The sequence below is a fragment of the Streptomyces sp. NPDC029956 genome (genome assembly GCF_055574655.1).
Map to the genome: position 1 here is coordinate 1 of NZ_JBVHZJ010000014.1, position 24,429 is coordinate 24,429.

Sequence of the window (24,429 nt, forward strand, 5' to 3'; positions counted from 1 at the left end):
GGCTGCACACCTACAATCACCACCGCGGACACACCGCACTCGCAGGCAAACCACCCGCCAGCCGCGTCCACAACCTCACTGGGCAATACACCTAGTGCTCGGGGCCGTTCCCGCCCGAGGTGGGGAGGACGACCCGGACGCCGAACTCGTAGGTGCCGGTCGCCCCCGCGATCCCGATGAACAGCAGGGCGAAGTGCTCCTGGCCCCGTGCCGTCGCGATCCCGCCCAGGTCGAGCAGCGCGTCGTCCGACCAGCCGAGGTCGCCGACCAGACCGCGCACCACCTTCTTCGCCTCCGCGTCCTCGCCGGAGAGGAACACCGTGGCCGGGCCCGCCAGGGAGTCAGGCGCGATCATCACCTTCCGGTCGACGGTGCAGAGCGTCTTCACCACCCGTGTCTCCGGGAAGGCCTGCTGGATCTCCTCGCCCAGGCTGACGCCGGGATGCGAGAGCGATCCGTCCTCCAGGAAGCCCACCCCGACGTCAAGAACGATCTTGTCGGCGAGCGCCTCCGTGCCGATCGTGCGCAGCAGCGCGACGGAGTCCGTGCCCGGGGTGGCGTTCACCAGGACCTCCGCGTGCGCCGCCGCTCCCGCCGAGCTGTCGACCCGTAATCCCGACGCGGTGAGTTCCTTCAGCCCCGCGAGGAGTCCAGGGTCCTCCGGCCGACGTGATCCGAGGACCACGTCGTGGCCGGCCCGCGCCCACGCCGAGGCGAGTGCCTGTCCTACATTTCCTGTACCGAGAATTCCGATTCGCATGAACGCCATCCTTGCGCCGCCGCCCCCGTGCGCACCTCGGCCTGAGGACCCCACCCGTGTCCGCCCCTCGTCCTAGGCCGAATCGACGACCGACCGGACCGACCGGGCCGAGGCGACGGCCGGTCCGACGACAGACCGGGTGCCCGGGCTGAGATGATCGGAGGTATGGCCACCTCGTCGATCTCAGCCCCGACACCGGGAACCACCACCCTCGCCACGGAGCGGCTCCTGCTGCGCCCCGTACGCGCCGGCGACGTCCCGGCGGTCACCCGGCTGTGGACGGACCCCGAGGTCAGGCGTCATCTGGGCGGGCCGGTCACCGAGCAGGTCGTACGGATCCGGCAGCGGCGGGTCGTCGGGGCGCCCGGTGTGTACACGGTGGTGCGGACGGCCGACGAGGTCCTGCTCGGTCTGGTCACGGTGGAGCCCGCGGCACGGGATGGGGAGACGGAGGTCTCGTACCAGTTCCTGCCCGAGCACTGGGGGCACGGCTACGCGCGCGAGGCCGTCGCCGCCGTCGTCGAGGCCACGCTCCTCGGCACCCCGAGCGTGGTCGCGCTGACCCAGGAGGCGAACCAGCGCTCCCGGCGGCTCCTGGAGGCCGTCGGCATGACCCACGTCTCCTCGTTCGTCGAGTACGACGCCCACCAGGTCCTCTACCGCCGCAGCCGCTGACCGCCCGGGCCCCCCGGAGCTCACCGGGTGCGTGTCACCGGACCTTCTCGCCCGCCGCCAGCTTCGCCACCATGCGCTCGAGGCGCTGCGCGCGGCCCTTCTCGGTGCGGGCCTGCCACAGCCGCATGATCACCAGGTACTGATCGGTCTTCCCGAGCCCTTCGAAGAAGGCCCGCGCCTCCTCGTCGGCCGCCAGAGCCGCCGCGAGGTCGTCGGGTACGGTCGCCTCCGCCTGCGACGGGTACGCGGACTCCCACCGGCCGTCCGCCTGCGCGGCCCGCACCTCGGCGAGGCCCGGCTCACGCATCCGGCCCGCCGAGGTGAGCACCGCGACCTTGCGGACGTTCACCTGCGACCAGAGGCTCCGGGACCGCCGCGGCGTGTACTTCTGGAAGTAGTAGGCCCCGTCCCCGCCCTTGCGCTGTCCGTCGATCCAGCCGAAGCACAGCATGCAGTCGAGGATCTCCGGATTCGTCAGCGACTCGCCCCCCTTGCCCTTCTTGGCGATCCTCAGCCAGACCCCGGGCCGGTCGGCATGGTGACTCTCCAGCCACGCCTCCAGCTCCTCGGTCCGCGTGACGGTCATCAGCTCGAGTCCCTCGTACTGCCCTTCGTGCTGCCCTTCGCGCTGCTCCACCGGAGCGGTCCCCCTGTCGTCGCACTGCCCTCGCGGCCCGCTTCGGCCGTCGTCGGCCGTCGTCGGTCGTCGTCGTTCCGCGTCGAACGTCGCTCCCGGACGTCGTACGGGAGCGCTCGTGACCACGATATGACTCCGCACCGCGCTCGCCCGGGTCCCCGCCCCCGGTGCGGCACGGGGCCCGTACCATCTGACCCATGTCCTTCCTGGTGATCGGCGAGTGCGTCGCGGACATCGTCCGCGCCCCGGCCGGTTCCGACGCCGCCGACCGCGTCCACCCGGGCGGCAGCCCCGCCAACGTCGCCTACGGCCTGGGGCGGCTCGGCAGGGACGTCACCCTGCTCACCCAACTCGCCGACGACCCCACCGGCCGGCTCGTCGAGGCCCATCTCAAGGGCGCGGGCGTACGGGTGGAGGTCCGCGACGTGCCCGACCGCACCCCGTCGGCGGTCGTCGGTCTCGACGCACGAGGTCAGGCCTCGTACACCTTCGACATCGCCTGGACGTTGAGGGGCGGGGCGCCGGCCGACCTGGCGCCCCGCCATGTGCACATCGGTTCGATCGCCGCCGTCACCGCGCCCGGCGCGGCCGCCGTCCTCGCCGAGACCGAACGGCTGCGGGAGCGTGCCACCGTCAGCTACGACCCCAACGTGCGGCCCGGGCTGATGGGGGAGCACGGTTCGGCCGTGACCCGTGTCGAGCGCTGTGTCGCCCTCAGTGACCTGGTCAAGGCGAGCGACGAGGACCTGGCCTGGTTGTACCCGGGCGAGGACCCGCGTACGGTCGCCGCCCGGTGGCTCGCCCTCGGTCCGGCCCTCGTCCTCGTCACCCTGGGAGCGGCCGGTTCGTTCGCCGTCACCCGCCGTCGCACGGTCGCCGCCGAGGCGCCGCCGGTCACCGTCGCCGACACGGTCGGCGCGGGCGACGCCTTCATGTCCGCCGTCCTCGACACACTCGCCGGATGCCGGCGGGACGCCCTGGACACACTCGGCGCCGTGCACCTCGCGGAGCTCCTGGGGAGGGCGAGCGCGGCAGCGGCCGTCACCGTCTCCCGGGCCGGCGCCCGGCCGCCCGACCGCGCCGAGCTCGACGCCGCCCGCGAGACGCTCGCCCTCAGATCCGTGCGTGCGTGGTGATGTCCGAGGCGAACTGCTCGACCATCTCCGGTGTGACCGTCGGCCGGCACTCGCCGATGGCGGCCAGATAGTCGGCGGTGCTCGCCCCGGGGACCGGACCGTCGCCGCCCCGCGCGCCGACGGCGAGCAGGTCCCGCTCGAAGGAGGCCTGGGCCGCGATCCGGGCCGCGTGCTCGATGTCGGCCGGGGTGAACAGGTCGCTCGCCAGGACCAGTTCGTCGATGTCGACGTCCGTCCTGCCGTCGGTGTACCGGGCCCAGATCGCCGCGCGCGCGGCCTTGTCCGGCGTACCGATGGGGATGAGGTAGTCGAAGCGACCGGGCCGCAGGAACGCCGGGTCCAGTGAGCGGATCGAGTTGGTGGCGCAGACGAGCAGCCGCTCGTCCCGCTCCCTGAACCCCGGTATCAGCTTGAGGAGTTCGTTCGTCACCCCGTGCATGCCACCGGGCTGCGCGGGCTCCGAGCGTACCGGCGCGATCTCCTCGACCTCGTCGATGAAGACGAGCACCCGCTCCAGCTCCGCGATCCGGGCGAACGCGGACCGCAGGGCGGCGGCGAGGTTCCCCTCGTCGGCGAGGCGGGACGGCAGGATCTCCACGAACGGCCAGCCGAGCCGTGAGGCGATCCCGCGCGCGAACGTGGTCTTGCCGGTGCCCGGCGGACCGAACAGGCAGACCGCGCGCGGCGGCCGCACCCCGTGCCGGCCGGCCCGCTCCGGCTCGGCGAGCGGCAGCACCACCCGACGCTCGATCAGGTCCTTCTCCCGTTCCATGCCGGCGACCTTGGCCCACAGGTCGCCGGGCAGGAGCCGACCGCCGAGATCGTCGAGGAGCCCGGCGGCAGGACCGTGCAGGGGCTCCACCTTCTCGAAGTACGCGACGGCGGGCTGCCGTGTGTACCCGGCGTTGAGGAGGCCCTCGCCGAGGAGGTCCTCCTCCGGCAGGACGTACGCGATCCGCCCGACCCGGGCCGCCACCAGCCGCCGCTCCAGCTCCACGAGGAGCGCGCTGGCGAGACCGCGGCCGCGCCAGGCCGAGGAGATCGCGATCCGCATGACCCACGCCCGCTCGCCGGAGACGGAGGCGAGCGCGGCGCCGATGGGGACACCCTGGTGGACGGCCACCACGGCGGGCTGGCGGGTGGTCAGCGCGCCGATGCACTCGGCCAGCGAGAACACGGACTCCTGACCGAGCTCCGCGGTCGTGTCGATCAGATGGACGACGGCGGCGAGATCGCTCTCGCGGTAGTCGTGGATGTGCCAGTTCACCGGTGGTACCGCCCCTCGTTGGTGCCGTTGCGGTGAGGCTAGGCGGGGCCTTCGGTCCCGGTCGTGCGCCATCCTGCACAAGGCGGCGCGGGCGAACGCGCCGTGGCGTCTCTATGCGGCACCGTGCCGCGCGAGGACGTGACCGGTCGGCACGCGGGAACGTCCTCCGGCATGCGGAAGGCCCCCGGAGGAATCCTCCGGGGGCCTTTCACATGCGCGTACGAGGCCTTCAGCAGGCCGGGACCTTCAGCGGTCCGGGGCCTTCGGCAGGTCGGGACCCGTCGAGGGCCGGGACCGTCAGTAGGCCGGGGCCAGCTTCGGGTTCGGGCCGTGCGCGTTCTCGTGCTGCTCACCCTCGGTGGCCGCGAAGACGATGAGGACGATGAAGCCGACGATCGGCACCAGGCCGATGAGGATCCACCAGCCCGAGCGGCCGGTGTCGTGCAGACGGCGGACGGTCACGCCCAGGGACGGCAGGAAGACGGCCAGCGAGTACAGCGTGCTCAGGAGCGAGAAGTCGAGCGCCACGCCGACGATGGCGAGCACGATCGCGATGATGATGTTGAACAGCTCGAACATCCAGAATTCCTGGCGGCGCGCACGGCCGTTGAAGACCGCGTACTTCTTGATGACGTCGAGGTACCAGTTCACTTTGTCCCCCCAAGGACTGGGTATGCGAGCGGGAGAGCCTGTCCCTGTGGAGCAAGCTTTACGCAGAACTTAGGTGGCTGAAACCACGTGGGTCAATTCGTTACCGGGCGGTGGCCGTTTCAGGGCGGAAAACAGTGAACGGCGGCACCTCCGGGGGTGGAGGGGCCGCCGTTCCGGGAGAGGATCCGAGCGTCACGTCCTTCGCTTGGTCATGAGCAGTCCGCCGGCCGTGAGGGAGAACAGGCAGACGCACGCGCCGGTGATGACGTTGCTGAGGATGGTGCCGGTGTCGGGGCTCGACCCGACCACCCACGGGGCGATGATCAGCCACGCGCCCATCAGCAGGACGACGAAGTTGAGGTCCTGGGACCGCTCGGGAACCATCGACATGCACAGGCCGAGGACCGCAAGGGCGATGCCGACGACCAGGTTGCTGATGGCGAGCGCGGGCTGGGTGGCGGAGAAGTGGACCGTCCACGCGGAGATCGCGGCGTAGATACCGGCGAGGATCACGAGTTCCTCGACCGCCGCGACACCTCGGGTCTGGAGCATACGGGCATAACGGTCCCGCATTTCCGGCGCATCGGGGTGTCCTGCGATATCACCAGGACGGTGAGAGACGTCGGCCATACGACTCGCCTCCTTCTGGCGTCATGCACGTCTGACCGCACTTGCGGCAAATGCTGCCGCTGCTTCATTGTGCTCTTATCTGGCCTTTATGTGTAGGTCTGCCCGATAAGGGATGCGTACAGAATTTGAGCTGCGGATATGCAGGGATCCGCCAAATGGCGCTCCGTTCAACAAAAATTCAATGCACGCGCGAACCGCATGTGGCATGGGTGTGCGAGGTGCCCGCCGGAACGCCGCCGCGTAGCCTGGAAGTGGACTCGGGGATTCCGCCCCTCCATCGCCGGGAGTGCAGCATGACCGGCATCGTCAAGAAGAGCTTCGACGCGGCGGACGAGACCCGCCCCTTCGAGGACGGCAAGGGCAGACTCGACCTCGTCAGCGGCCAGCGCGGCGCGGTCGGCCGCGCCGTGTTCGAGCCGGGCTGGCAGTGGTCCAAGCACGTCAAACCTATCGCCGGCACCGACAGTTGCCAGGCTTCGCACGTGGGGTACATCGTCAGCGGCCGGATGAAGGTCGTGATGGACGACGGCGAGACGACCGAGTACGGCGCCGGGGACTACATGGAGGTCCAGCCCGGCCACGACGCGTGGGTCCTCGGCGACGAGGTCTGCGTGGCGCTGGACTGGACGGGCTTCGCCGACTACGCGAAGCCGTCCGACTGACCGGCCCGACTGACCGGCCCAGCTCACCGGTCGGCGCCTCGGTCGAGCTGACGGGGCGAGCTGACCGGCCGAGCGGACCGGGTCGAGTGGACCGGGACAGTCGAACGTACCGGGACAGTCGAACGGACAGGCTGACCGGACACGAAAATCCCGGGCCGCCGCCGGAGGGCGGCGGCACAATGCCCGCATGACCCTTCAAGATCACCGCACGTCCGTGCCGTACACCGGGGACGAACGCGCCGTCCTCACGGCCATGCTCGACTTCCAGCGCGACACCCTCGCCCTGAAGTGCGAAGGTCTCACCCACGAGCAGTTGCGGACGCGGGCGGTCGACCCGTCGGCACTCTCGCTCCTGGGTCTCGTCCGCCATGCCGCCGAGGTCGAGCGCGGCTGGTTCAGGAACGTCCTCGACGGCGAGCGGAGCACAAGCCCCTGGACGCCGCCGGGCTCCACCGACTGGGCCGACTTCGACGTCGACGAGGCCGATGTCGACGAGGCGTTCGGCATCTGGCGCGAGGAGTGCGCCCGGGCCCGCGCCATCGTGGCCGCGGCCGACTCCCTCGACGTCACCGGAAGCCGCGACGACGAGACGTACTCCGTGCGCTACGTCCTCGCCCATATGATCGAGGAGTACGCACGGCACAACGGTCACGCCGACCTGCTGCGCGAACGCCTCGACGGCACGACGGGGGAGTGACGCCGATGAGCGCCCCTGGAACCCCCGACGACCCCGACATCGCCGAAGCCCTCGCCGGCGAACTGGCCCTTCTGGACCCCGCCGTACGCGTCTCCCGGACACGCGCCGCCGAACTGTTCGACCCCGAGTTCGTCGAGGTCGGTGCCTCCGGCCGGCGCTGGACGTACGACGAGATGCTCGCCGAACTCCCCGAGATGTCCGGCGCGACGGAGGACGGACCGCGGTACGAGCCCGCCGCCTTCTCGGCGACCCTGCTCGCCCCCGGCCTCGTCCACCTCACGTACGAGACGCACCTCCACGGCCACCGGGCCAGACGCAGCTCCCTCTGGCGCCGCGACCCCGACGCGCCGGCCGGAACGGGCCTGCGGATGTACTACCACCAGGGAACACCCGTACCCGAGAGGGACGTTCAGCCGTAGGCGTCCGTGACGCAGTCGACCGCGCAGCGCCAGTGCTCGAACCGGCGGCGCAGCGCGGCCGCCGCGTGCCGCCGCTCCACCCCGGTGTACCCGTAACGCTCCTGCGTCGTGCGCACCACGGCCTCGACGGTGACGATCGCCGGTTCGCCCTCACCGGCGGACCGGCGGGCCAGCGCGATCACATGGTCGGCAGCCCGCTGCAGATCGCGGGCGTACTCCCGCTGGGCCACGGAACGCGCGCGGGACGCGGCGAACGGCCGGACCGCGCGCCCCTTCCACAGCACCCCGGCGGTGATGAGCCCGGCACCGAGCAGGAGGACGAGTGCGCCCCCCACGGCATCATGGATCCACATCACGGGCCGCCTTCCCCTGGACCAGCCCGTCCCCCGGGCGCTCCGAGTCTAAGGCGCGAGACCGTGATCCCGAGGCCGTGCCCAGGCAGGTGTCCAGATGTCGGTCTCCCGCGCCGCCGACGCGGAGGGCCCCGGGGCTTCGGGGGACATGGCGAGGTGCTCGCGAAGGGTGAGCAGGGAGGGGTGCAGGTTGTCCGCGGCCCACAGAAGTGAGTGCGGATAGACCGGAGTCGGCCCGTGTACGGCGACGCGCCGCAGGTCGTGCCCCTGCGGCCAGACGAGGCGGGTGCCCTCCCCGACGAACGTCGCCAGCTCGGGGGAGTCCGCGATGGTGTCGAACAGCGCCTCGGGACCGAAGTCCGGGCCCGTCACCTCGATGGTGAGCCCGAACCGGGCGGCCAGGTCCGCGTAGTAGGCCGCCCACTCGGTCCCGCCGACGATGCCGGGAATCCAGATCCGGTGGCCGGCGAGCCGCGCGAGCGGGACGGAGCGCGCGCCCGCGAGCGCGTGCCCGGGCCCCGTGAGGAGCTGCAGCGGCTCGTCCAGGACCGGCAGCGCCCGGATGTCCTCCGGGAGCCGCCGACCGGGCATGGTGACTGCCCGGAAGGACGCGTCGATCGTGCCGGCCCCGAGTGCGGCGACGGCCGCGTCGGCGTCGAAGAGCGTCACGACGTCCAGCTCGACCTCGGGATGGACCCGGTGGAACCCCCGAAGCAGCCCCGCGGTCGCCAGCCGCCGGCCGATCACGTCCACGCGCAGCGCCCGCCGCTCGGGCCGGACGGAGGCCATCGCCCGCGCCTCGGCGTGCAGCAGGGCGCGCGCGTGCGGCAGGAACGCCTGCCCGTCGATCGTCACCTCCGCCCCGCGTGCGGTGCGGGCGAGCAGCCGCACGCCGAGCTCCTTCTCCAGTGCGGCGACCCTCTTGGAGACGGCCTGCTGGGTGACCGCCAGCTCGGCGGCGGCCTCCCGGAACCGGCCCGAGTCCACCACGGCCAGGAAGGTACGTACGGCATCGAGATCCACGCCTGCAGCCTAGACCGACAACCACGGGTTGTGTCGTGTGGGCTCCCCGGTTGTTTGATCTGCGGGTCCGTGGCTCGCTTTGATGACGACCGACGGTCCGTGGTTGTGCGGCCGGTCGGCGAGAGGGGTACGGGCATGGCGGGCGGGGTGTCCCTCGGAAGGGACTTCGGGTGGCTGTGGGCGGCGTACGCGGCGGGCACTCTGGGCACCTGGGTCGCCTTCAACGCCTTCCCGCTGCTCGCCGTCACCGTGCTCCACGAGGGCTCAGCCGAGGTGGCCGCGCTGGCCGCGGTGGGGGCGGCCGTCGGAGCGGCGGTCGCGCTGCCGCTCGGCCCCTGGGTGGAGTTCCGCCGCAAGCGGCCCGTGATGATCGCCATGGACCTCGTGCGGTGCGCGGCGATGCTGAGCGTCGCCGCCGCGTACGCGCTGGACCGCCTCGGCTTCGTCCAGCTGCTCGTCGTCTCCGTGGTCGTCGCGTCCGCCGACATCACCTTCGGAGCGGCCTCCGGTGCCTGCCTCAAGGCGCTCGTACCGGCGGAGGGCCGGCTCGTCGCGCAGGCCCGGCTCGAATCCACGACCTGGACCGCGACCGTCCTCGGACCGCCGATCGGCGGCGCTCTGGTCACCCTCGTCGGCCCGGTGGCGACCGTACTGGTCGACGCCCTGAGCTATCTGCTCTCGGCGGCGGGCATCCGCGCGATCAAGGGGCGCGAGCCCCGGCCCGCACACCGAGTCGGGTCCGGGATGAGGGCCGGCGACCTTCTCGAAGGGTGGCGGCACGTCCTCGCCCAGCCCGTCCTGCGCCCGCTGTTCCTCAACTCCGTCCTGGTCAACGGCCTCGTCATGGCGACCGCGCCCCTCCTCGCCGTCCTGATGCTCGGTCCGCTCGGCTTCGCCCCCTGGCAGTACGGGCTCGCCTTCGCCGTGCCCTGCGTCGGCGGGCTCGTCGGCTCCCGGCTCTCCCGGCCGCTCGTCGCGCGGTACGGCCGGCACCGGGTCCTGTGGACCGCGGGCGTGCTCCGCGCGTGCTGGCCCGTCGGCCTCGCCCTCGTCCACCCCGGTGTCAGCGGTCTTGCGCTGGTGATGGCGGTCGAGCTGGCGCTGATCACCTGCGCCGGTGTGTTCAGCCCGGTGCTCGCCACCCTCCGCCTCGACCTGACGTCGACCGACCGGGTGGCCCGTACCCTCACCGCCTGGTCCGTCACCGCGAAGGCCTCCGTCGCGGCTCTGACCGCGCTCTGGGGGCTGCTCGCTGCCGCCGTCGGACCCCGTGCGGCGATCGGCCTGGCGGGCGTCCTGCTGCTCGTGACGCCGCTGCTGCTGCCCAGGAAGGAGACGCGTGCGATGGTGGGCGTTGACACGTGTAACTAACCGGTGGCAGGCTCCCGTCCCGGGCTTCGTGTGCCCCCGCGGAGAAGGAGCAGCACCCATGAGCACCACCGGAAGTACCGGCAGCACCGGCGCCACCACGACCACTGGAGACGCAGCGGCCCCCGGCGGCACCGGGCCCACCGGCACCACCGGGCCCACCGGCACCACCGGCGCTGCAGACGCCACTGTGACCACCGACGCCGCAGACGCCACCGTGATCACCGGCCGCGGTCCCGTCCGTGGCGAGCGCCGTGCCGATGGCAGCCTGCGCTTCCTCGGCATCCCGTACGCGCAGCCGCCCGTCGGCGACCTGCGGTTCGCCGCGCCCGTGCCGCCGGAGCCGTGGACGGAGCCGCTGGACGCCACCTCGTACGGGCCGACGGCACAGCGCCGCCCCTTCGCCGAGATCACCACCATTCCCGAGCCCTCCGTCCCGGGCGCCGGAATCCTCAACCTGAACGTCTTCACCCCGGCCGCCGACCCCGCTGCCGCGCTGCCCGTCCTCGTCTGGATCCACGGCGGCGGCTACGTCGCCGGCTCGGCGGCCAGCCCCTGGTACGACGGAGCCGCCTTCAACCGCGACGGCGTCGTCCTCGTCTCGGTCGGCTACCGCCTCGGCATCGAGGGCTTCCTGCACCTCGAGGACGCCCCCGACAACCGTGGGGTACGCGACTGGATCGCCGCCCTGGAATGGGTACGGGACAACATCACGGCCTTCGGCGGCGACCCCGCCAAGGTCACCGTCGCCGGGCAGTCGGCGGGCGGCGGAGCCGTCCAGACCCTGCTCGCCGTCCCCGCCGCCCAGGGCCTGTTCCGTGGCGCGCTCTCCGTCTCGGGCGCCGTCCCGCGGCCCGACGGCCCGGACGCCGCCCGCGCCGCCGCCCGGCTCCTCACCGCCCGCACCGGCGTACCGGCCACCGCCGCCGCCCTCCGTGACCTGGGCGACGACGAGATCCTCGCCCTCCAGGACCGCATGAACGAGCCGGGCCCCGACCGCGAGGGCCTCCCGCCGATGCTGTCCTTCGCCCCCTTCGCCGACGGCGAGCTCGTCCCGCTGCCGGTCCTCGACGCCCTCACGACGGGCGGGGCGGGCGCGGACGTGCCCCTGATGCTCGGCTTCACCGAGCACGAGTTCGCGATGTTCCCCGCGCCCGGCACGGAGGGTCCGCCGTTGCCCGTCCTCCTCGGCGGCCTCGGGCTCGACCCGGCGCGGGCCGACGCCCTCACGGCGGCGTACGCGGACGCCGGCCCGGAGCGGCTCTTCGGCCAGGCACTCACCGACGCGACCTTCCGCGCCCCGAACCTCGCCGTCGCCGACGCCCGCGCCGCCCACGAACGGCCCACCTGGCTCTACGAGTTCGCCTGGCGCTCACCTGCCACGGACCTCGCCGTCCACTGCGTCGACCTGCCCTTCGCCTTCGACCTCCTCGACGCAGAGGGAGCCCCGGCCGTCACCGGGGACGCACCGCCGCGCGCGCTCGCCGGCGCCGTGCACCGGGCCTGGGTCGCCTTCGTGACCGACCAGGACCCGGGCGCCGACTGGCCCCGCTACACGGCCGAGGGACGCGCCACGATGATCTGGGACACGGAACCCCGCGTCGCCGCGGACCCGCTCCACCTGGTCCGCGAACTCTGGCTCGACCGAGCGCCGGGTGGGGACGGACGCCAGGACTGAGCGGCGACGGCGGCGGGGGCCGCGTGGCGGCCGAGCCGCGTGGCGGGGGCCGTGTGGCGGCCGAGCCGGGGATGCGCGCGGCGGTCGTTCCGGGACGCGCGTGGCGACCGACTCGGTGCGCGCGGCGCCGGTTCCGGGGACGAGTGCGCGGCGGCCGTTCCGGGAGGTGGGCCTCGACAAGCGTGTGTCACACGCTTTTCATGCGCCGTGCATGGCCCACCGGGGCGGGTGCGGCCATGCTCGGCTGGATGCCAGGGGCGGACGACAGGCCCTTGCCCGCCTCTGGCATCCAGCCGCTCCGACATGCCCGTGCGCGCCGCGTCCGACCCCGCCCAAGGAAGCCCCACCGTGTCCAGCCGCCGCCGCTTCCTCGCCGGCTCAGCCGCCACGCTCGGCCTCGGCGCCCTGCCCGCGACCGCCGCCGACGCCCAGGCGGCACATGCACCGGCACAGTCGTCGGAACCGGCACCGGCATCGGATCAGGCCGCGGCCGGGGCCGGGAGCGCGGCGGCACCACCCGCCCACCGAACCTCGTCGTCGTGCTCGCCGACGACCTCGGGTACGGCGAACTCGGCGCATACGGCCAGAAGCTCATCACCACCCCACGCCTCGACGGACTCGCCGCGGAGGGGCTGCGCTTCACGGACGCGTACTCGACGGCGGCCGTCTGCGCCCCCTCCCGCTGCTCGCTCCTCACCGGTCTGCACACCGGGCACGCCACCGTCCGGGCCAACCCGGCCGGGGCGCAGGGCTCCCTCACCGCCGCCGACACCGCCTTCGCCCAGGTGCTCAGGGCCCGCGGCTACCGGACCGGGCTGATCGGCAAGTGGGGCTTCGGGCCGGAGAGCGCCGACCAGGACAGCCACCCCAACGCCCGCGGTTTCGAGGAGTTCCACGGCTACATCGACCACGGTCACGCCCACCAGTACCACCCCGCCTACCTCTGGCACAACGGCGTCAAGGAGCCGATCGCCGCCAACGCGGGCGGTGCCAAGGGCACCTACGCCCCCGACCTGCTGCGGCAGCGGGCGCTCGACTTCCTCGACCGCCACGCGGCCGAACCGTTCCTGCTGCTGTTGACGCCGACCGTGCCCCACGCCCCCAGCGACATCCCCGACCACGGCGCGTACGCCTCCCGGACGTGGAGCGCCGCCGACAGGGGGCACGCCGCCCAGGTGAGCCTCTTCGACGCCCTCGTAGGCGACGTCGTCGACCGGCTGAGCGCCCTCGGCCTCGCGGACGACACGATCGTCCTGGTCACCAGCGACAACGGCCCCCACGAGGAGGGCGGCGTCAACCCCGACCTCTTCGACTCCAACGGACCGCTGCGCGGCTACAAGCGCAATCTGTACGAGGGCGGTGTCCGCGTCCCCCTCGTCGCCTGGGGCCCCGGCCGGGTCCGTACCGGCACGAGCGACCGCCCGACCCCGCTCACCGATCTCCTCCCCACCCTCGCCGAACTCGGCGGCGCGCCCGCGCCCCCGGACGTCGACGGACTCTCCGTCGCGCCGCTGCTCGCCGGGGGCACGGAAGTGGCCCTCCACGACCACCTGTACTGGTTCCGGGACGAGCGGGGCGTCACCTCGCGCGCCACTGCTCAGGACAGGCAGCGCGCCACCTGGCTCGCCGAGGCGCTCCGCAAGGACCGGTGGAAGGCCGTCAGGTTCGCCCCCGTCCGCGACCACGCACTGCCGGACGACCAGTGGCAGGTGGAGCTGTACGACCTGGCCGCCGACGTCGGCGAGAGGTCCGACCTCGCGTCCCGCCACCCCGCCCGGGCCGCCGAACTCGTCGCGCTGATGCGATCCTCCTGGCAGGACACCCACCCTCGCGCCGAGTTCGGCACGACCCTCACCGTGCCGTCCCTCGCCGTCCCGGGCCAGGCCTTCACCGTCACCACCGCGCTCGCCAACGGCTCGTCCAGGCCCTGGAGCTCCGCAGCCCTCGCCCTGCGTGCGCCGGCGGGCTGGACCGTACAGGCCATCACGACCACCACCGCAGGGCAGCTCGCGCCCGGCGCCCGGCTCACCGTCGGCTGGCAGGTCACCCCGCGCGCCGGTGCCCCCGCCGCCACGCCGTGGACTCTCACCGCCGAAGGCACCGCCCTCGCTCCGGGAGGTCCCGTGCGGTACGAGGACGCGGGCCTCGTCACCACTCCGCCCTCGGCACCCACCCGGGACAGCCACCTCTCCGACCTCACCTGGATCCACGCCGTCAACGGCTGGGGCCCCGTGGAACGCGACAGGTCCAACGGCGAGAACGCCGGGGGCGACGGCACGCCGATCGCCTTCGGCGGCACCACCTACGCCAAGGGCCTCGGCGTCCACGCCCACAGCGACGTCGCCTCCCATCTGGGCGGCGACGGGGACCGGTTCACCGCCCTGGTGGGCATCGACGACTTCTCGGCCCGCCAGAGCTCCGTCGGCGCCACGCGCGCCACGGTGTACGGCGACGACCGCGCCCTGTTCACCAGCCCCGTCCTGACCGCCGCGGGCGGCCCCGTCCCGGTGGACGTCGACGTGCGGGGCGTCAGGGTCCTGCGCCTGGAGGTGACCGACGCGAACGCCAGGACCTCCTTCGACCACACCTCCTGGGCCCTGGCGCGCGTCACGGTCCTCCCGGGGACATGAGTGGCGGCAGACGTGTCACCGTCGTGTGTGGCGTGGCGAGGCGGGTGAGGCGCGGTCAGCCCCCGGGGGCCGTTCCGCTCGTGGTCACACCTGCCGCGGGCACACCATCCGCGCTGCCCCTCAGCCCGGGGTTCGTACCTCCGGCGGTACGCACAGCACCGGCACGGTCGACATGTGGAGCAGCTTGTGGGGCGTGGAGCCCAGCAGCGCGCCGCGCATCGGGCTCTCCCCCCAGCTGCCGACCACGATGACACGTGCCGCGTGGCGGGTCGCCGCGTCGATGAGGGCCTGGGCCGGGTTCTTGTCGAGCACCTCGACGACGGTCGGCACGCCCGCCCGGTCGGCCTCCGTGACCGCGTGCTCGAGGCCGGCGCGGCCGGTCTGGCGGATGGCCTCGTAGTGGGACCGGTACTCCTCGCCCAGCGGGCCGGGCGCCGCCGCGCCGTAGACCAGCACCAGACGCTCGTCGAACGCGGCGGCCACCTCGACCGCGATGCGCAGTGCGCGGGCCGCGCCGGGGGATTCGTCGTAACCGAGCACGACCGACATCTCAGCGCTCCTTGCCGTGCACCAGGTCGGGGTCGGCCACGCTCGGCCGCTCCTCCCAGAAGGCGGGCGACCGCAGCCGCCAGACGATCATGACGACCACCCCGGTGAGGGCGATGCCGATACCGATGACGAGCGGCGGCCCGAGGCCGAACCACGAGGTGCCGCTGTACGAGTTCGCGGGATCGGACATGTCGGAGACCGACCTCACCAGGAGCCAGGTGAGGAGCCCGGCGCCGACGAGCGGGCCGAGCCCGATCAGCAGGAAGTTGTGGACGCTCTCGAAGAGATGACGCCGGTAGTAGACGGCGCAGGCGATTCCGGTGAGCGCGTAGTAGAAGGCGATCAGGAGCGACAGCGCGGTCAGCGAGTCGAAGAGGGCGTTGGTGCTGATCTGGTTCACCACCAGGTACCAGCCGATGGCGATGCCGGCCACCCACCACGTACTCACGTCGGGGGTACGGAAGCGGGGGCTGATGTGCCCGTAGTGTGCGGGCAGCGCGCGCCGCCGGGCCATGGAGAGCGCCGTCCGGGAGGCCGGGATGATGGTCGTCTGGGTGGAGGCGATGGCGGACGTGGAGACGGCCAGGAGCAGGACCCAGTCCCAGCCTCCCAGCACGTCGGTGGCGAGCTGGGCGAAGATGAACTCCTCCTCGCCCGCGTTCTCCGCGAGGAACGCGGGACCGGCGTACGCGACGACCGCGAACCCCACCGACACGTACGTGACCAGCAGGATGACGGTCGACCAGAGGCCGGCCTTGCCGGGGGCGGTCGCGGAGTCCTTGACCTCCTCGGTGAGGTTGACCGCCGACTCCCAGCCCCAGTAGATGAACACGCCGAGCAGCAGCCCGCCGGTCAGCGCCGCGCCTCCGGCGCCGAAGGGGTTCAGCCAGCTGAGGGCGGGTTCGACGGAGTCGTACGCGCTGGTGCCGTTGTACACCTTGTACAGCGCCACACCGACGAAGATCAGCAGGAAGGCGACCTGCGCCAGGATGAGGACGTTCTGCACCTTGGCCGACAGCTCGGTGCCGATGACGCAGACGGCCGTCATCACCAGGATCAGGAGCACGGTGAGGGACTGCCGTACGAAGGCGTTGTCCACCCAGCTGTCGAGTCCGAAGGAGAGCAGCGCGAAGCTCACGGCCACGTCCGCGAGCGAGCCGACGACCAGGACGCCGGTCATCGCGATGGCCCAGCCACCGAGCCATCCGGCCCACGGGCCCATCGCGCGCGTGACCCAGGAGAACGTCGTCCCGCAGTCCTGGTCCACCTTGTTCAGGTAGTAGAACGCGGACGCGATGAGCAGCATCGGGACGAAGGACGCGAACATCACGCCGGGCGCGTAGATCCCGGCGAGCGCGACGATCGGACCGATGACGGCGGCCAGGGAGTACGCGGGGGAGGTGGAGTTGAGTCCGATGACGAGGGCGTCGACGAACCCGATCGCATTGGCCTTCAGGCCCGCGGGACGTTCTGCGGGTGAGGCGGCATCCTCTGCGGCCATGGTGCCTCGCTCTGGAGAGGTATGCCTTCATCGTAGGGAGGCCGGGCCGGGGCTGCACGCCAGGAGCACCCGACGGACGTCGGCCGGGTGCGCGAGACGGGCCGCACGGCGTCGGCCGACCGTACGACGCGGACCGGCGCACGCCGGTCGGCCGACCGTGAGGCGGGGACCGGCGTACACCAGTCGGCCGCACGCCGTCGGCCGGTCACACGGGAGCGGCCGGTCACACGGAGGCAGCCGGTCGTACACGGTCACCCGATAGCATCGCGCAGCCCGCCGTACCGTACTCGTCACCGAACGGAACGCCTGATGCCGAAGGACTTGGCCGACTTCGCGGAACTCTCCACGCCTCTCGTCGCCGACGCCTGCGTGCGCCTCGGGGAACCGCTGCGGGCCGCGCCCGCCGGGATCCTGCCCGTCGCCGCCGGGCAGCGGGTCGCCGGGCGGGCGCTGCCCGTACGCCACTACGGCAGCGTCGACGTCTTCCTGGAGGCGTTCACCCGGGCCCTGCCCGGTGACGTCCTCGTCATCGACAACGCGGGCCGTCGCGACGAGGCCTGTATCGGCGACCTCGCCGTCCTGGAGGCGGAAGCGGCGGGCGTCGCCGGGGTCGTCGTCTGGGGCCTGCACCGGGACACGCCGGACCTCGTCGAGATCGGGCTGCCCGTCTTCTCGTACGGACGACTCGCCCCCGGCCCCGTACGGGTCGACCCCCGGGACCCCGACGCGCTGACCACGGCCCGGTTCGGCGAGCACGCGGTGACCGCCGCCGATGTCGTCCTCGCCGACGACGACGGTGTGCTCTTCGTGCCGGCCGCCCGGGTGGACGCCGTCCTCGATGTGGCCCGCACGCTGTTCCGCACGGAGCGCGAACAGGCCCGTCGCATCAGGGCCGGGGACACGCTCCGCTCCCAGACCCGGTTCGACGCCTATCTGGCGGCCCGGGCCGAGGACCCCGCGTACACCTTCCGGCAGCATCTGCGCCGGATCGGCGGCGCGATCGAGGAGTGAGCCGGGGCGGGCAGCGGGAGGTGAGCCGGGGGATCAGCCCTCGAAGCCGACCGTGCCGTCCGGCAGGACGGCCTCCACGCGCGCTCCGTGCTCGACGGTGCGGCTCACCGTGCAGAACTTCTCGTGCGTCAGACGCACCCCGCGGGCGAACACCTCGGCCGCCTTGGGGTTGTTGTCCGGCAGTTCGAACTCGTAGCTGACCCGGATACGGCCCACCCGGCCGTCGTCCTCGGGCCCGGAGACCGACTCCACGACGATCTTCAGGTCGTCGTGGTCCACGGCTCGTGCGGTCCGGTCCACGACGAGCCCGCCGCAGCCGCCCATCGCCGCGAGCAGCAACTCGACCGGGGTGAACGAGGGCTGGGCGTCGGCGTCGTCGGCGGCGGCCATCCGGACCTCCGCGCCCCGGTCGTTCCGGGCGGTCCAGTTCCGGTACCCGGTGCGGACGGTCTCGATCCGGTAGTCGGCCATGGCGGCGGTCTCCTTCGTTCTGGGGTGCGTGCTCGTACGGTACGGCGCCCGGGGGTCCTGAAGGGCAGGCACCGCCGGGCACAGTCCTCTAGGGGCATCCGGCCAGGCCAGGGCGCTCGCTCGTGCGTGCGAAGCTATGGCTACGCTCGTCGACATGCTGAACCGCGTGCCGTTCGACGAGTCGCTGCTCTCCGCCGTGGGCGCCCCCGCGCAGGCCGACCTCCTGGACAGCAGTCCGCGGTCACGGGTGTGGCGGGTGCGGCTTGCCGACCGGCGGCTGGTGATCGTCAAGCAGATCACCGGCGACGGGGACGCGGGCGCCGACGCGGACACGCGCTTCGCGCGGGAGGTCGCCGGGCTGCGCCTTGCGGGGCGGTCCTCCGGGCCCGCCGTGGCCCCCGCGGTGCTCGCCACGGACCCCTCCTCGCGGGTGATGGTCCTGGAACACCTGGACGACCTCGGCAGGACGGACGACTGGATGCCGGGGTACGCCGAGTCGCTCGCCCGGCTGCACGCCCTGACCGGGCCGTCCGACGCGGGCGCTCTCCCGGTCTGGTCCGGGCCCACGGCCGGCGACGCGGAGTCCTTCCTCGCCCTGGCCGGGGCGCTCGACGTGCCCGTACCGCCCGCGGTTCCCGGTGAACTCGCCGATCTGCTGGAGCGGTTGGACCCCGGGCCGCATCACGCGCTGCTGCACGGCGACCCCTGCCCCGGCAACGATCTGCGCACCGCCGACGGCGTCCGGTTCGTCGACTTCGAGCGGGCCTCGCTCGGCAACGGACTGATGGAACTGGCCTACTTCCGCATCGGCTTCCCCACCTGTTGGTGCGCCTTGTCGGTCACGGCGGCCCCGCTCGAGGAGGTCGAAGACGTCTACCGGACCACCTGGCGCGGCCTCACGGGGAAGGACGTCCCGGGTGACCTCGCCGACGCGTGCGCGGGCTGGCTGATCCAGGGCGACGCGCTCGTCGAGCGGGCCGACCGCGGCACGGTCGACCAGCTCGCCCGGGTGCCCGTCGAGGACTTCGAGTGGGGTGACGTGTCGGCCCGTGAGCGGCTCGTCCACCGCCTGGGCGTGGTCGCCGACATGACCCGCGACCACGATCACCTGCACGCCCTCGGCCGCCTCGGCTCCGCCATGGCCGACCGCCTGCTCGTACGCTGGCCGAAACTGCGTCCGCTGCCCACGCCTGACGCCCGCCCTTGGTACTAGGTCCTGTCGTCACACTCCCGTCGTCGCCCGAAGGGCGGCCCCGCGGCGTCAGGTGCGTGCTCTCGGCGCGCCGGGCACAAGTCCTCGTACGGGAGTACTCGGGCTTGCGCCCGGTGCGGCGAGAGCGCGTGCATGGCGTCGCGGGGCAGGCGGGAGTTTCACAACACGCCCTAGTCGACGTTGCCCCGTACGGCAGGATGACGCCCATGGATCAGGGGTGGGCGGCCGTCATAGCGGCCGGAGTGGCAGGTGTCGTAGCGGTGTTCGGAAGCCTCATCGGTGTCCGTCTAGGCCGACGGACAGTACGTGAACAGGCACAGGTCGAGCACGAACAGTGGCTTCGCGGGCAGCGACAGGAGGCGTACACGCGGCTGCTCTCCGCTTGGGACCAGTGCGTTCTCAGCCTGGTTGAGATCATCGAGACCGATCACTCACGGGAACAGATGGCCGAACACCGAGCCATGGTGAACGAGGAGTTTGATCGGCCGTGCGAGGTGTGCGACCTGGTTGACATACATGTCGATGAAGCATGCACTTCCGTAGATACCGAGTTCGAGGCCACGTCACTGCTTGGGCCTGAGCGGATTGACGAGGTGCTTCTGACCATGGAGGAGGCCCTGCGGGTGTACACCACTGCCATGAAGCAGGGCCGGAATGGGGCGGGGTGGATCGACAATGCCGGCCTGATTGCAGCATGGCCGGCTTTGAAGCAGGGGCGGGTCGATTTCCTGACCGCATCGCGCGAGATCATCCGGTCAGCACCGGCTCCTATGGCAGCGACGCGCCGTTTCCGCGCCAGAGGCTGAGCGGTTGCCGGCATGGTGGTGGTCTCGACCGTCAGGCTCGAGACCAACAGCCCCCACCCCGTCGCCAGGTCCTGCCGCTCGTAGGCCTCCAGCTCGGCTTCCAGCCCGGGGCCGGTCCTCCAGACGGGACCGTCAGCGTTTGATGCGTCCGCGGATGGCAAGGACGGCGAGGGCGAGGAGGGCGGGTTCGAGGATGCGGGAGGTCATCTCGATGTAGGTGCCGGCGGTGGTGAGGTCCTGGCCGCTGGAGCGGAAGACGACGGAGTTCAGGGTGACGCTGAGGGCCTTGTCGAAGCGTTTGCTGGTGAACCGGTCCTTCACGGGGTTCTCCGGGTCCTGCTTGTCGATGGTGAAGGTGACTTTCCCTCCGCCGGCCGGGACGGTGCCGGTGGCTTCCTGCTTCGGGGAGGAGGCGGGCAGGCCGAAGGCCATCAGTAGCAGGATCGTGGTGAGCATGGCGGCCGCGAGCCAGCCCAGCGCGCGGGAGGCCCGCAGGCCGTAGCCGGAGAGCGTCCAGTATGCCCACAGCAGGCGGCGTTCGGTCTTGGGGGTGCCGGTGCGGTCGTGGCGGCGCATCTCGCACTCGCCGTAGTAGAAGTCCGCCGCGCCAGGTTCGTTCTTGCCGTCCTCGAACGCCTTGCGGAGCTGCCGGTAGAGGGCGGCGACGTCGTCAGGGTCGGGGGTGCGGGCAGGGTCGGGGTGGTGCGGGCCCGTACGCCACCGGCGGGGCTCGGGCACGGCGCCCGCGGGTGCGGAGGGCTGTCCGGCGCTCTGCGCGCGCCAGTGGTGTTCCTCCGCGAGCGTGCGCCGGCGGGTCCAGCGGATCGGGGCTATGCCGCAGCGGTGGAAGCCGGTGGGGGTGGGGGCGAGGGTGGTGCGGCCTTCCAGGCGGAGCTGGTCGAGGTGGAAGGCGCCGGAGAACAGACAGTCGGACAGGTCGGTGTCGGTCAGCACCAGGTGCGCGGCGTCCACGCCCTGCACCGACGTCACCCGCACCCGGTCGGGACCGGTCAGCAGGCTCTCGTCCACGGTGCCGGTGCCGGTGCCGGTGCCGGTGGCGGTGGTGAAGGGGGCGGGGTGGGCGGTGACTGCGACGGGGGCTGCCAGCACCGCGTAGCCGAGATCCACCTCGGCCCGTCGCACCCTTACCGTCGCCGTCGACTCGAACCGCGTCCGCACACACGACACCGCGCTTGCCGCGATCTCCAGCGTCACCGGCGCCCCGAACACCACACCCGACAGATCCACCCTCCCCCCACACACCAAAGGCCCGCACCAAGCAGCCTCCAAGAACTGCGCCCCGCCGAACACGGCGTCGCCGGAGAACCTCGCCCCACCGAACGCGGCGGTACCGGTGAACTGCGCCCCGACAAACTCAGCGTCGCTGGAAAACTGCGCCCCGACGAAACCGGCGGTACCGGTGAACTGCGCCCTGCCGAACGCGGCGGTGCCCGTGAACTGCGCCCCGCTGAACCAGGCGGTGCCGGTGAACTGGGCCTCGTCGAACGAGGCGGTGCCGGTGAACTGTGCCCCGATAAACCCCGCGTCGGCGGTGAAGTGCGCCCTGCCGAACAGGGCTTCGTCGGAGAACTGCGCCTCGTCGAACCCGGCGGTACCGGTGAACTGCACCCCGAAAAAACCGGCGGTGCTGGTGAACAGTGCTCCGCCGAACACAGCGAAGCGGGTAAACTGCACCCCGTCGAAAGCGGCGGGGCCGGAGAACTGCGCCCTGCCGAACCAGGCGCCGCCGGAGAACTGCGTCCTCGTGAACGAGGCGATGTGGGAGAACTGTGCCCCGCCGAAGCGGGCATCGCCGGAGAACTGCGCCCCGTGGAACATAGCGCCGCCGGAGAACTCGGCCCGGTCGAACCCGGCGGTGCCGGTGAACCGCGCCTGCTCGAACCCGGCGGTGCCGGTGAACAGTGCCCCGTCGAACCTGGCCGTGCCGAGGTGGGGGTTGTGGGTGGTGGGGTCGGTGAGGGCGCTCAGGAGCTGGGTGAGGAGGTCTTCGGTGAAGGGCGTGCCGCGGTGGTCGATGTCGACGCCCGGGGTCAGGCCTGCCAGGTACGAGGTGCGGTCGCCGTTGGTCAAGTGCGCGAGGCAGGCCGTATGGCCGGGGACATGGACGCCGCGGCAGCCGACGGGATCGGAGGCCGGGTCAACGCCGTGAGCGCAGTGCGGCCAGGACGGCGCTGCCGTCGGGGGCTGGGGTGTACTCATGGCGGGACGGCTCCAGGCAGGAGAGGCTCAGTGCCGGCGGTCGCCGGACCGTGACGGACAGGAGGGGTGCGGGTGGTGCCGGGTCAGGTGGGCCCAGGTCGGAACGGGTTGTACGCCGCGTACGGGCCCTGGTCCGCCAGGCAGCCCGACGCACACGAGCCGAACATGCCGCGCCCGCCGAATCCTGGTCAGCCCATGCCCCTTCACCCCGCCTAGCCTGACAGCCCCTCACCGCCCAGCGCGGGCCGTTCAACAGACCGAGCGCCCCAACCGCCACCTTGACCTCGCGCTGACGCCCCTGCCGCGTTCATCCCCGGCTGCCCAGAACGCCATCGCGAACTCATAGGAGTCCCCGGCCCGACTCGTTCTGGTGGTCCTGACCGTCAGGCCCGAGACCACCACGCCGCATTTCCACGTGGCTCCATGGACAGGGTCCGCCGTATGAATGAGTGGGGGATCGCCTTGATCGCCGCTGGAGCGGCGATCCTGGGCAGTGCAGTGACGTGGTTCTTCGCGTGGAGGGCTGGCCACCGGCAAGCCGCGGCAGCCGAGACTGCTGGCCAGGCGCAAGCGAACGCGCTGATCTCGACGGTCCAGGCCACGCTCGACGAGCAGCGCAAGGTTCGCGCAGCCGAGCAGCGTCGCCAGACATATGCGGCGATGCTCGCCGCAGCAACGGAGTGGGAGACAGGCCCCCAGAGTCACGGCCCCGAACTCGCGACGGCTACGCAGCAGGCGCATGCCTTGCTCAGGTTGGACGGGCCGCCGGAAGTAGCGGCGGTAGCGGAGAGGTACATGGCCGCCGTCTTGCGGACCCGTTTTCGGCCGGAAGACGGCGAGGTAGACGAGCTGGGACCCGGAGAGGTATTTGCCAACCTGCTTAGCGCCCGGAACGCATTCATCCAGGCCTCCCAGGACGCCATCAAGAACGCGTAGAGCGTCACGGCCGCGGGGGGGGGGGGGGGGGGGGGGGGGGGGGGCGGGAGGAGAAAAACAAAAAAACGAGCACAACAACCACAGAAGAGGGGGGGGGTCCGTAGGATTGTAGAGTACCTTCCCTCCCCCCCCCCCCCCCCCCCCCCCCCCCCCCCCCCCCCCCCCCCCCCCCGCTACCCGACGCCGGGCGGGTCAGTCTTCCTCACGGTGCCGCGCGACTTCCTCGACACTCCAGCCCCAGCCCACTACCGCGGCTACGTCCTCGTCCGGGGTGCTCGTCAAGCCGAACCAGTCCTGCAACAAGTCATGAGGCTGTCCCCGGGGCCGGGACGGTGCTGGGGCGGCAGTCCACGCGCAGCGTCTCTGTGGCTCCTGCGGTGAAGGGGCGGCCGCAGTCGTCGCACTCGGGGCGGAGGCCAGCCGAGTGGTCTACGACGACCCGCTCCCGCTGCGCCGGGAGGAGCGGAGGCCCGTCCGGAACGCCCCGGTGTTCCTGCGGCACCTCGCGGTTGGCGCGCCGATCCTGCGCGCGGGTCACGCACGCGACGCACGGCTGCTTCATGTGGACGTCGACCCGGTCGTCGCAGCCGAGGTTCCCGCACTCCGCGATGTCCTTCAGCATCGACAGCAGCGGCCCGTACGGCGGCCGCGGCGTCCGGCCCGCATCCCGCTCCGCCTTCCAGGCCGGGAAGAGCTGCTCGGCCCAGTACGTGTTCCACCGCTTCTCCACACGGTGGACAACCAGCTGCTGCGGGGTTCGCTCCCGGGACCGGCCGGCAGCAAGAGCGGCAACGACAGCAGCAGCGATGTTCGGCGGGAGCCGGCCGTCGAGAGCGTTGTAGAGCTGGCGGGGCAGCAGCGCCCGGACAGCCTGCACCTGGTCGCGTTCCTGCTTCGAGAGACGGGGCTGGTTTGTCGCGGGCGCGGCGCAGCCGCCCTCCCTCAGCCCACAACTACCGGTAGAGGCCTGACGGCATCCAGCGGGGCTACGCCCCGAAGGGGCCTGACCAGCGGGACTCGTACCCAGAGTAGGAACCAGAGGGCCTTCGCGTTCCGGTAGGCCAGGCCCCGGTTCCGGGTCGGAATTCCGACCCGCACCCCCCTCGCTCTCACCACCTTCACGGTCCGGGTCGGAA

General features: G+C 72.2%; 24 protein-coding genes. 12 read left to right on the forward strand and 12 right to left on the reverse strand.

Translation table 11 applies throughout. The features are described from left to right. Positions 1-91 precede the first annotated feature (91 nt). Positions 92-769, reverse strand: a complete 678-nt coding sequence (locus tag ACZ4XX_RS13675) for an NADPH-dependent F420 reductase (protein WP_468508118.1) — start codon at positions 767-769, stop codon at positions 92-94. Between the two features lie 156 nt (positions 770-925). Between ACZ4XX_RS13675 and ACZ4XX_RS13680 the strand changes: the two genes are divergently transcribed. Beyond that, the gene (locus tag ACZ4XX_RS13680) at positions 926-1,435 is read left to right on the forward strand and encodes a GNAT family N-acetyltransferase (protein WP_468508119.1); all 510 of its coding nucleotides are present in this window, start codon (positions 926-928) and stop codon (positions 1,433-1,435) included. 34 nt (positions 1,436-1,469) lie between these two features. On the opposite strand, the gene ACZ4XX_RS13685 is transcribed toward ACZ4XX_RS13680, so the two are convergent. Then, positions 1,470-2,021, reverse strand: coding sequence for a YdeI/OmpD-associated family protein (locus ACZ4XX_RS13685; protein ID WP_468508273.1), 552 nt, complete (start codon positions 2,019-2,021; stop codon positions 1,470-1,472). A 248-nt stretch (positions 2,022-2,269) separates the two neighbouring features. Between ACZ4XX_RS13685 and ACZ4XX_RS13690 the strand changes: the two genes are divergently transcribed. Beyond that, positions 2,270-3,208 carry a carbohydrate kinase family protein gene (locus tag ACZ4XX_RS13690; protein ID WP_468508120.1) on the forward strand — a complete coding sequence of 313 codons (939 nt, stop codon included), beginning with the start codon at positions 2,270-2,272 and terminating at the stop codon, positions 3,206-3,208. On the opposite strand, the gene ACZ4XX_RS13695 is transcribed toward ACZ4XX_RS13690, so the two are convergent. The 3 genes from ACZ4XX_RS13695 to ACZ4XX_RS13705 form a co-directional block, all read right to left on the reverse strand. Beyond that, entirely contained in the window at positions 3,186-4,475 is a 1,290-nt protein-coding gene (locus tag ACZ4XX_RS13695; RefSeq protein ID WP_468508121.1) for an ATP-binding protein, read from the reverse strand. The two genes, ACZ4XX_RS13690 and ACZ4XX_RS13695, sit on opposite strands and share 23 nt — an antisense overlap. A gap of 297 nt (positions 4,476-4,772) precedes the next feature. Beyond that, entirely contained in the window at positions 4,773-5,126 is a 354-nt protein-coding gene (locus ACZ4XX_RS13700) for a DUF805 domain-containing protein (RefSeq protein WP_468508122.1), read from the reverse strand. Between the two features lie 192 nt (positions 5,127-5,318). Next, positions 5,319-5,678: an SPW repeat protein gene (locus ACZ4XX_RS13705; RefSeq protein WP_245234433.1), complete on the reverse strand. Its 360-nt coding sequence runs from the start codon at positions 5,676-5,678 to the stop codon at positions 5,319-5,321. 371 nt (positions 5,679-6,049) lie between these two features. Here ACZ4XX_RS13705 and ACZ4XX_RS13710 point away from each other — a divergent pair, with 371 nt between their 5' ends. The 3 genes from ACZ4XX_RS13710 (at position 6,050) to ACZ4XX_RS13720 (ending at position 7,534) form a co-directional block, all read left to right on the forward strand. Beyond that, positions 6,050-6,418 carry a cupin domain-containing protein gene (locus tag ACZ4XX_RS13710; protein WP_468508123.1) on the forward strand — a complete coding sequence of 123 codons (369 nt, stop codon included), beginning with the start codon at positions 6,050-6,052 and terminating at the stop codon, positions 6,416-6,418. Positions 6,419-6,605: 187 nt separating this feature from the next. Continuing rightward, positions 6,606-7,115 carry a DinB family protein gene (locus tag ACZ4XX_RS13715; RefSeq protein WP_468508124.1) on the forward strand — a complete coding sequence of 170 codons (510 nt, stop codon included), beginning with the start codon at positions 6,606-6,608 and terminating at the stop codon, positions 7,113-7,115. Between the two features lie 5 nt (positions 7,116-7,120). Further along, the gene (locus ACZ4XX_RS13720) at positions 7,121-7,534 is read left to right on the forward strand and encodes a nuclear transport factor 2 family protein (RefSeq protein WP_468508125.1); all 414 of its coding nucleotides are present in this window, start codon (positions 7,121-7,123) and stop codon (positions 7,532-7,534) included. Here ACZ4XX_RS13720 and ACZ4XX_RS13725 read toward each other — a convergent pair. After that, on the reverse strand, positions 7,525-7,887 hold the full coding sequence (locus ACZ4XX_RS13725; protein ID WP_468508126.1) for a hypothetical protein: 363 nt from the start codon (positions 7,885-7,887) through the stop codon (positions 7,525-7,527). The genes ACZ4XX_RS13720 and ACZ4XX_RS13725 overlap by 10 nt on opposite strands. 48 nt (positions 7,888-7,935) lie before the next feature. Continuing rightward, positions 7,936-8,910 (reverse strand): LysR family transcriptional regulator, encoded by a 975-nt coding sequence (locus tag ACZ4XX_RS13730; protein ID WP_468508127.1) that lies wholly within the window; start codon positions 8,908-8,910, stop codon positions 7,936-7,938. Between the two features lie 135 nt (positions 8,911-9,045). On the opposite strand from ACZ4XX_RS13730, the gene ACZ4XX_RS13735 reads away from it, so the two are divergent. From ACZ4XX_RS13735 to ACZ4XX_RS13745, 3 genes are all read left to right on the forward strand, one after another. Further along, complete coding sequence (locus tag ACZ4XX_RS13735) at positions 9,046-10,281, forward strand: MFS transporter (protein WP_468508128.1); 1,236 nt, start codon at positions 9,046-9,048, stop codon at positions 10,279-10,281. 58 nt (positions 10,282-10,339) lie between these two features. Beyond that, entirely contained in the window at positions 10,340-11,956 is a 1,617-nt protein-coding gene (locus ACZ4XX_RS13740) for a carboxylesterase/lipase family protein (RefSeq protein WP_468508129.1), read from the forward strand. 539 nt (positions 11,957-12,495) lie between these two features. Beyond that, positions 12,496-14,586, forward strand: a complete 2,091-nt coding sequence (locus tag ACZ4XX_RS13745) for a sulfatase-like hydrolase/transferase (RefSeq protein ID WP_468508130.1) — start codon at positions 12,496-12,498, stop codon at positions 14,584-14,586. Between the two features lie 120 nt (positions 14,587-14,706). On the opposite strand, the gene ACZ4XX_RS13750 is transcribed toward ACZ4XX_RS13745, so the two are convergent. After that, entirely contained in the window at positions 14,707-15,135 is a 429-nt protein-coding gene (locus ACZ4XX_RS13750; RefSeq protein ID WP_468508131.1) for a universal stress protein, read from the reverse strand. A gap of 1 nt (position 15,136) precedes the next feature. Beyond that, positions 15,137-16,636 carry an APC family permease gene (locus ACZ4XX_RS13755; protein ID WP_468508132.1) on the reverse strand — a complete coding sequence of 500 codons (1,500 nt, stop codon included), beginning with the start codon at positions 16,634-16,636 and terminating at the stop codon, positions 15,137-15,139. Positions 16,637-16,945: 309 nt separating this feature from the next. On the opposite strand from ACZ4XX_RS13755, the gene ACZ4XX_RS13760 reads away from it, so the two are divergent. Then, entirely contained in the window at positions 16,946-17,647 is a 702-nt protein-coding gene (locus tag ACZ4XX_RS13760) for an RraA family protein (protein WP_468508133.1), read from the forward strand. Positions 17,648-17,680: 33 nt separating this feature from the next. On the opposite strand, the gene ACZ4XX_RS13765 is transcribed toward ACZ4XX_RS13760, so the two are convergent. After that, a complete protein-coding gene (locus tag ACZ4XX_RS13765) occupies positions 17,681-18,118 on the reverse strand; it encodes an OsmC family protein (protein WP_468508134.1) in 438 nt (145 codons plus the stop codon). Between the two features lie 154 nt (positions 18,119-18,272). Here ACZ4XX_RS13765 and ACZ4XX_RS13770 point away from each other — a divergent pair, with 154 nt between their 5' ends. Further along, positions 18,273-19,331, forward strand: coding sequence for a phosphotransferase (locus tag ACZ4XX_RS13770; protein WP_468508135.1), 1,059 nt, complete (start codon positions 18,273-18,275; stop codon positions 19,329-19,331). 206 nt (positions 19,332-19,537) lie between these two features. Further along, positions 19,538-20,137, forward strand: coding sequence for a hypothetical protein (locus tag ACZ4XX_RS13775; RefSeq protein ID WP_468508136.1), 600 nt, complete (start codon positions 19,538-19,540; stop codon positions 20,135-20,137). A gap of 132 nt (positions 20,138-20,269) precedes the next feature. Here ACZ4XX_RS13775 and ACZ4XX_RS13780 read toward each other — a convergent pair whose 3' ends face one another. Then, on the reverse strand, positions 20,270-22,357 hold the full coding sequence (locus ACZ4XX_RS13780; RefSeq protein WP_468508137.1) for a pentapeptide repeat-containing protein: 2,088 nt from the start codon (positions 22,355-22,357) through the stop codon (positions 20,270-20,272). Between the two features lie 441 nt (positions 22,358-22,798). Here ACZ4XX_RS13780 and ACZ4XX_RS13785 point away from each other — a divergent pair, with 441 nt between their 5' ends. Next, complete coding sequence (locus tag ACZ4XX_RS13785; RefSeq protein ID WP_468508138.1) at positions 22,799-23,293, forward strand: hypothetical protein; 495 nt, start codon at positions 22,799-22,801, stop codon at positions 23,291-23,293. A 304-nt stretch (positions 23,294-23,597) separates the two neighbouring features. On the opposite strand, the gene ACZ4XX_RS13790 is transcribed toward ACZ4XX_RS13785, so the two are convergent. Continuing rightward, the gene (locus ACZ4XX_RS13790; RefSeq protein WP_468508139.1) at positions 23,598-24,170 is read right to left on the reverse strand and encodes a hypothetical protein; all 573 of its coding nucleotides are present in this window, start codon (positions 24,168-24,170) and stop codon (positions 23,598-23,600) included. Positions 24,171-24,429 lie beyond the last annotated feature (259 nt).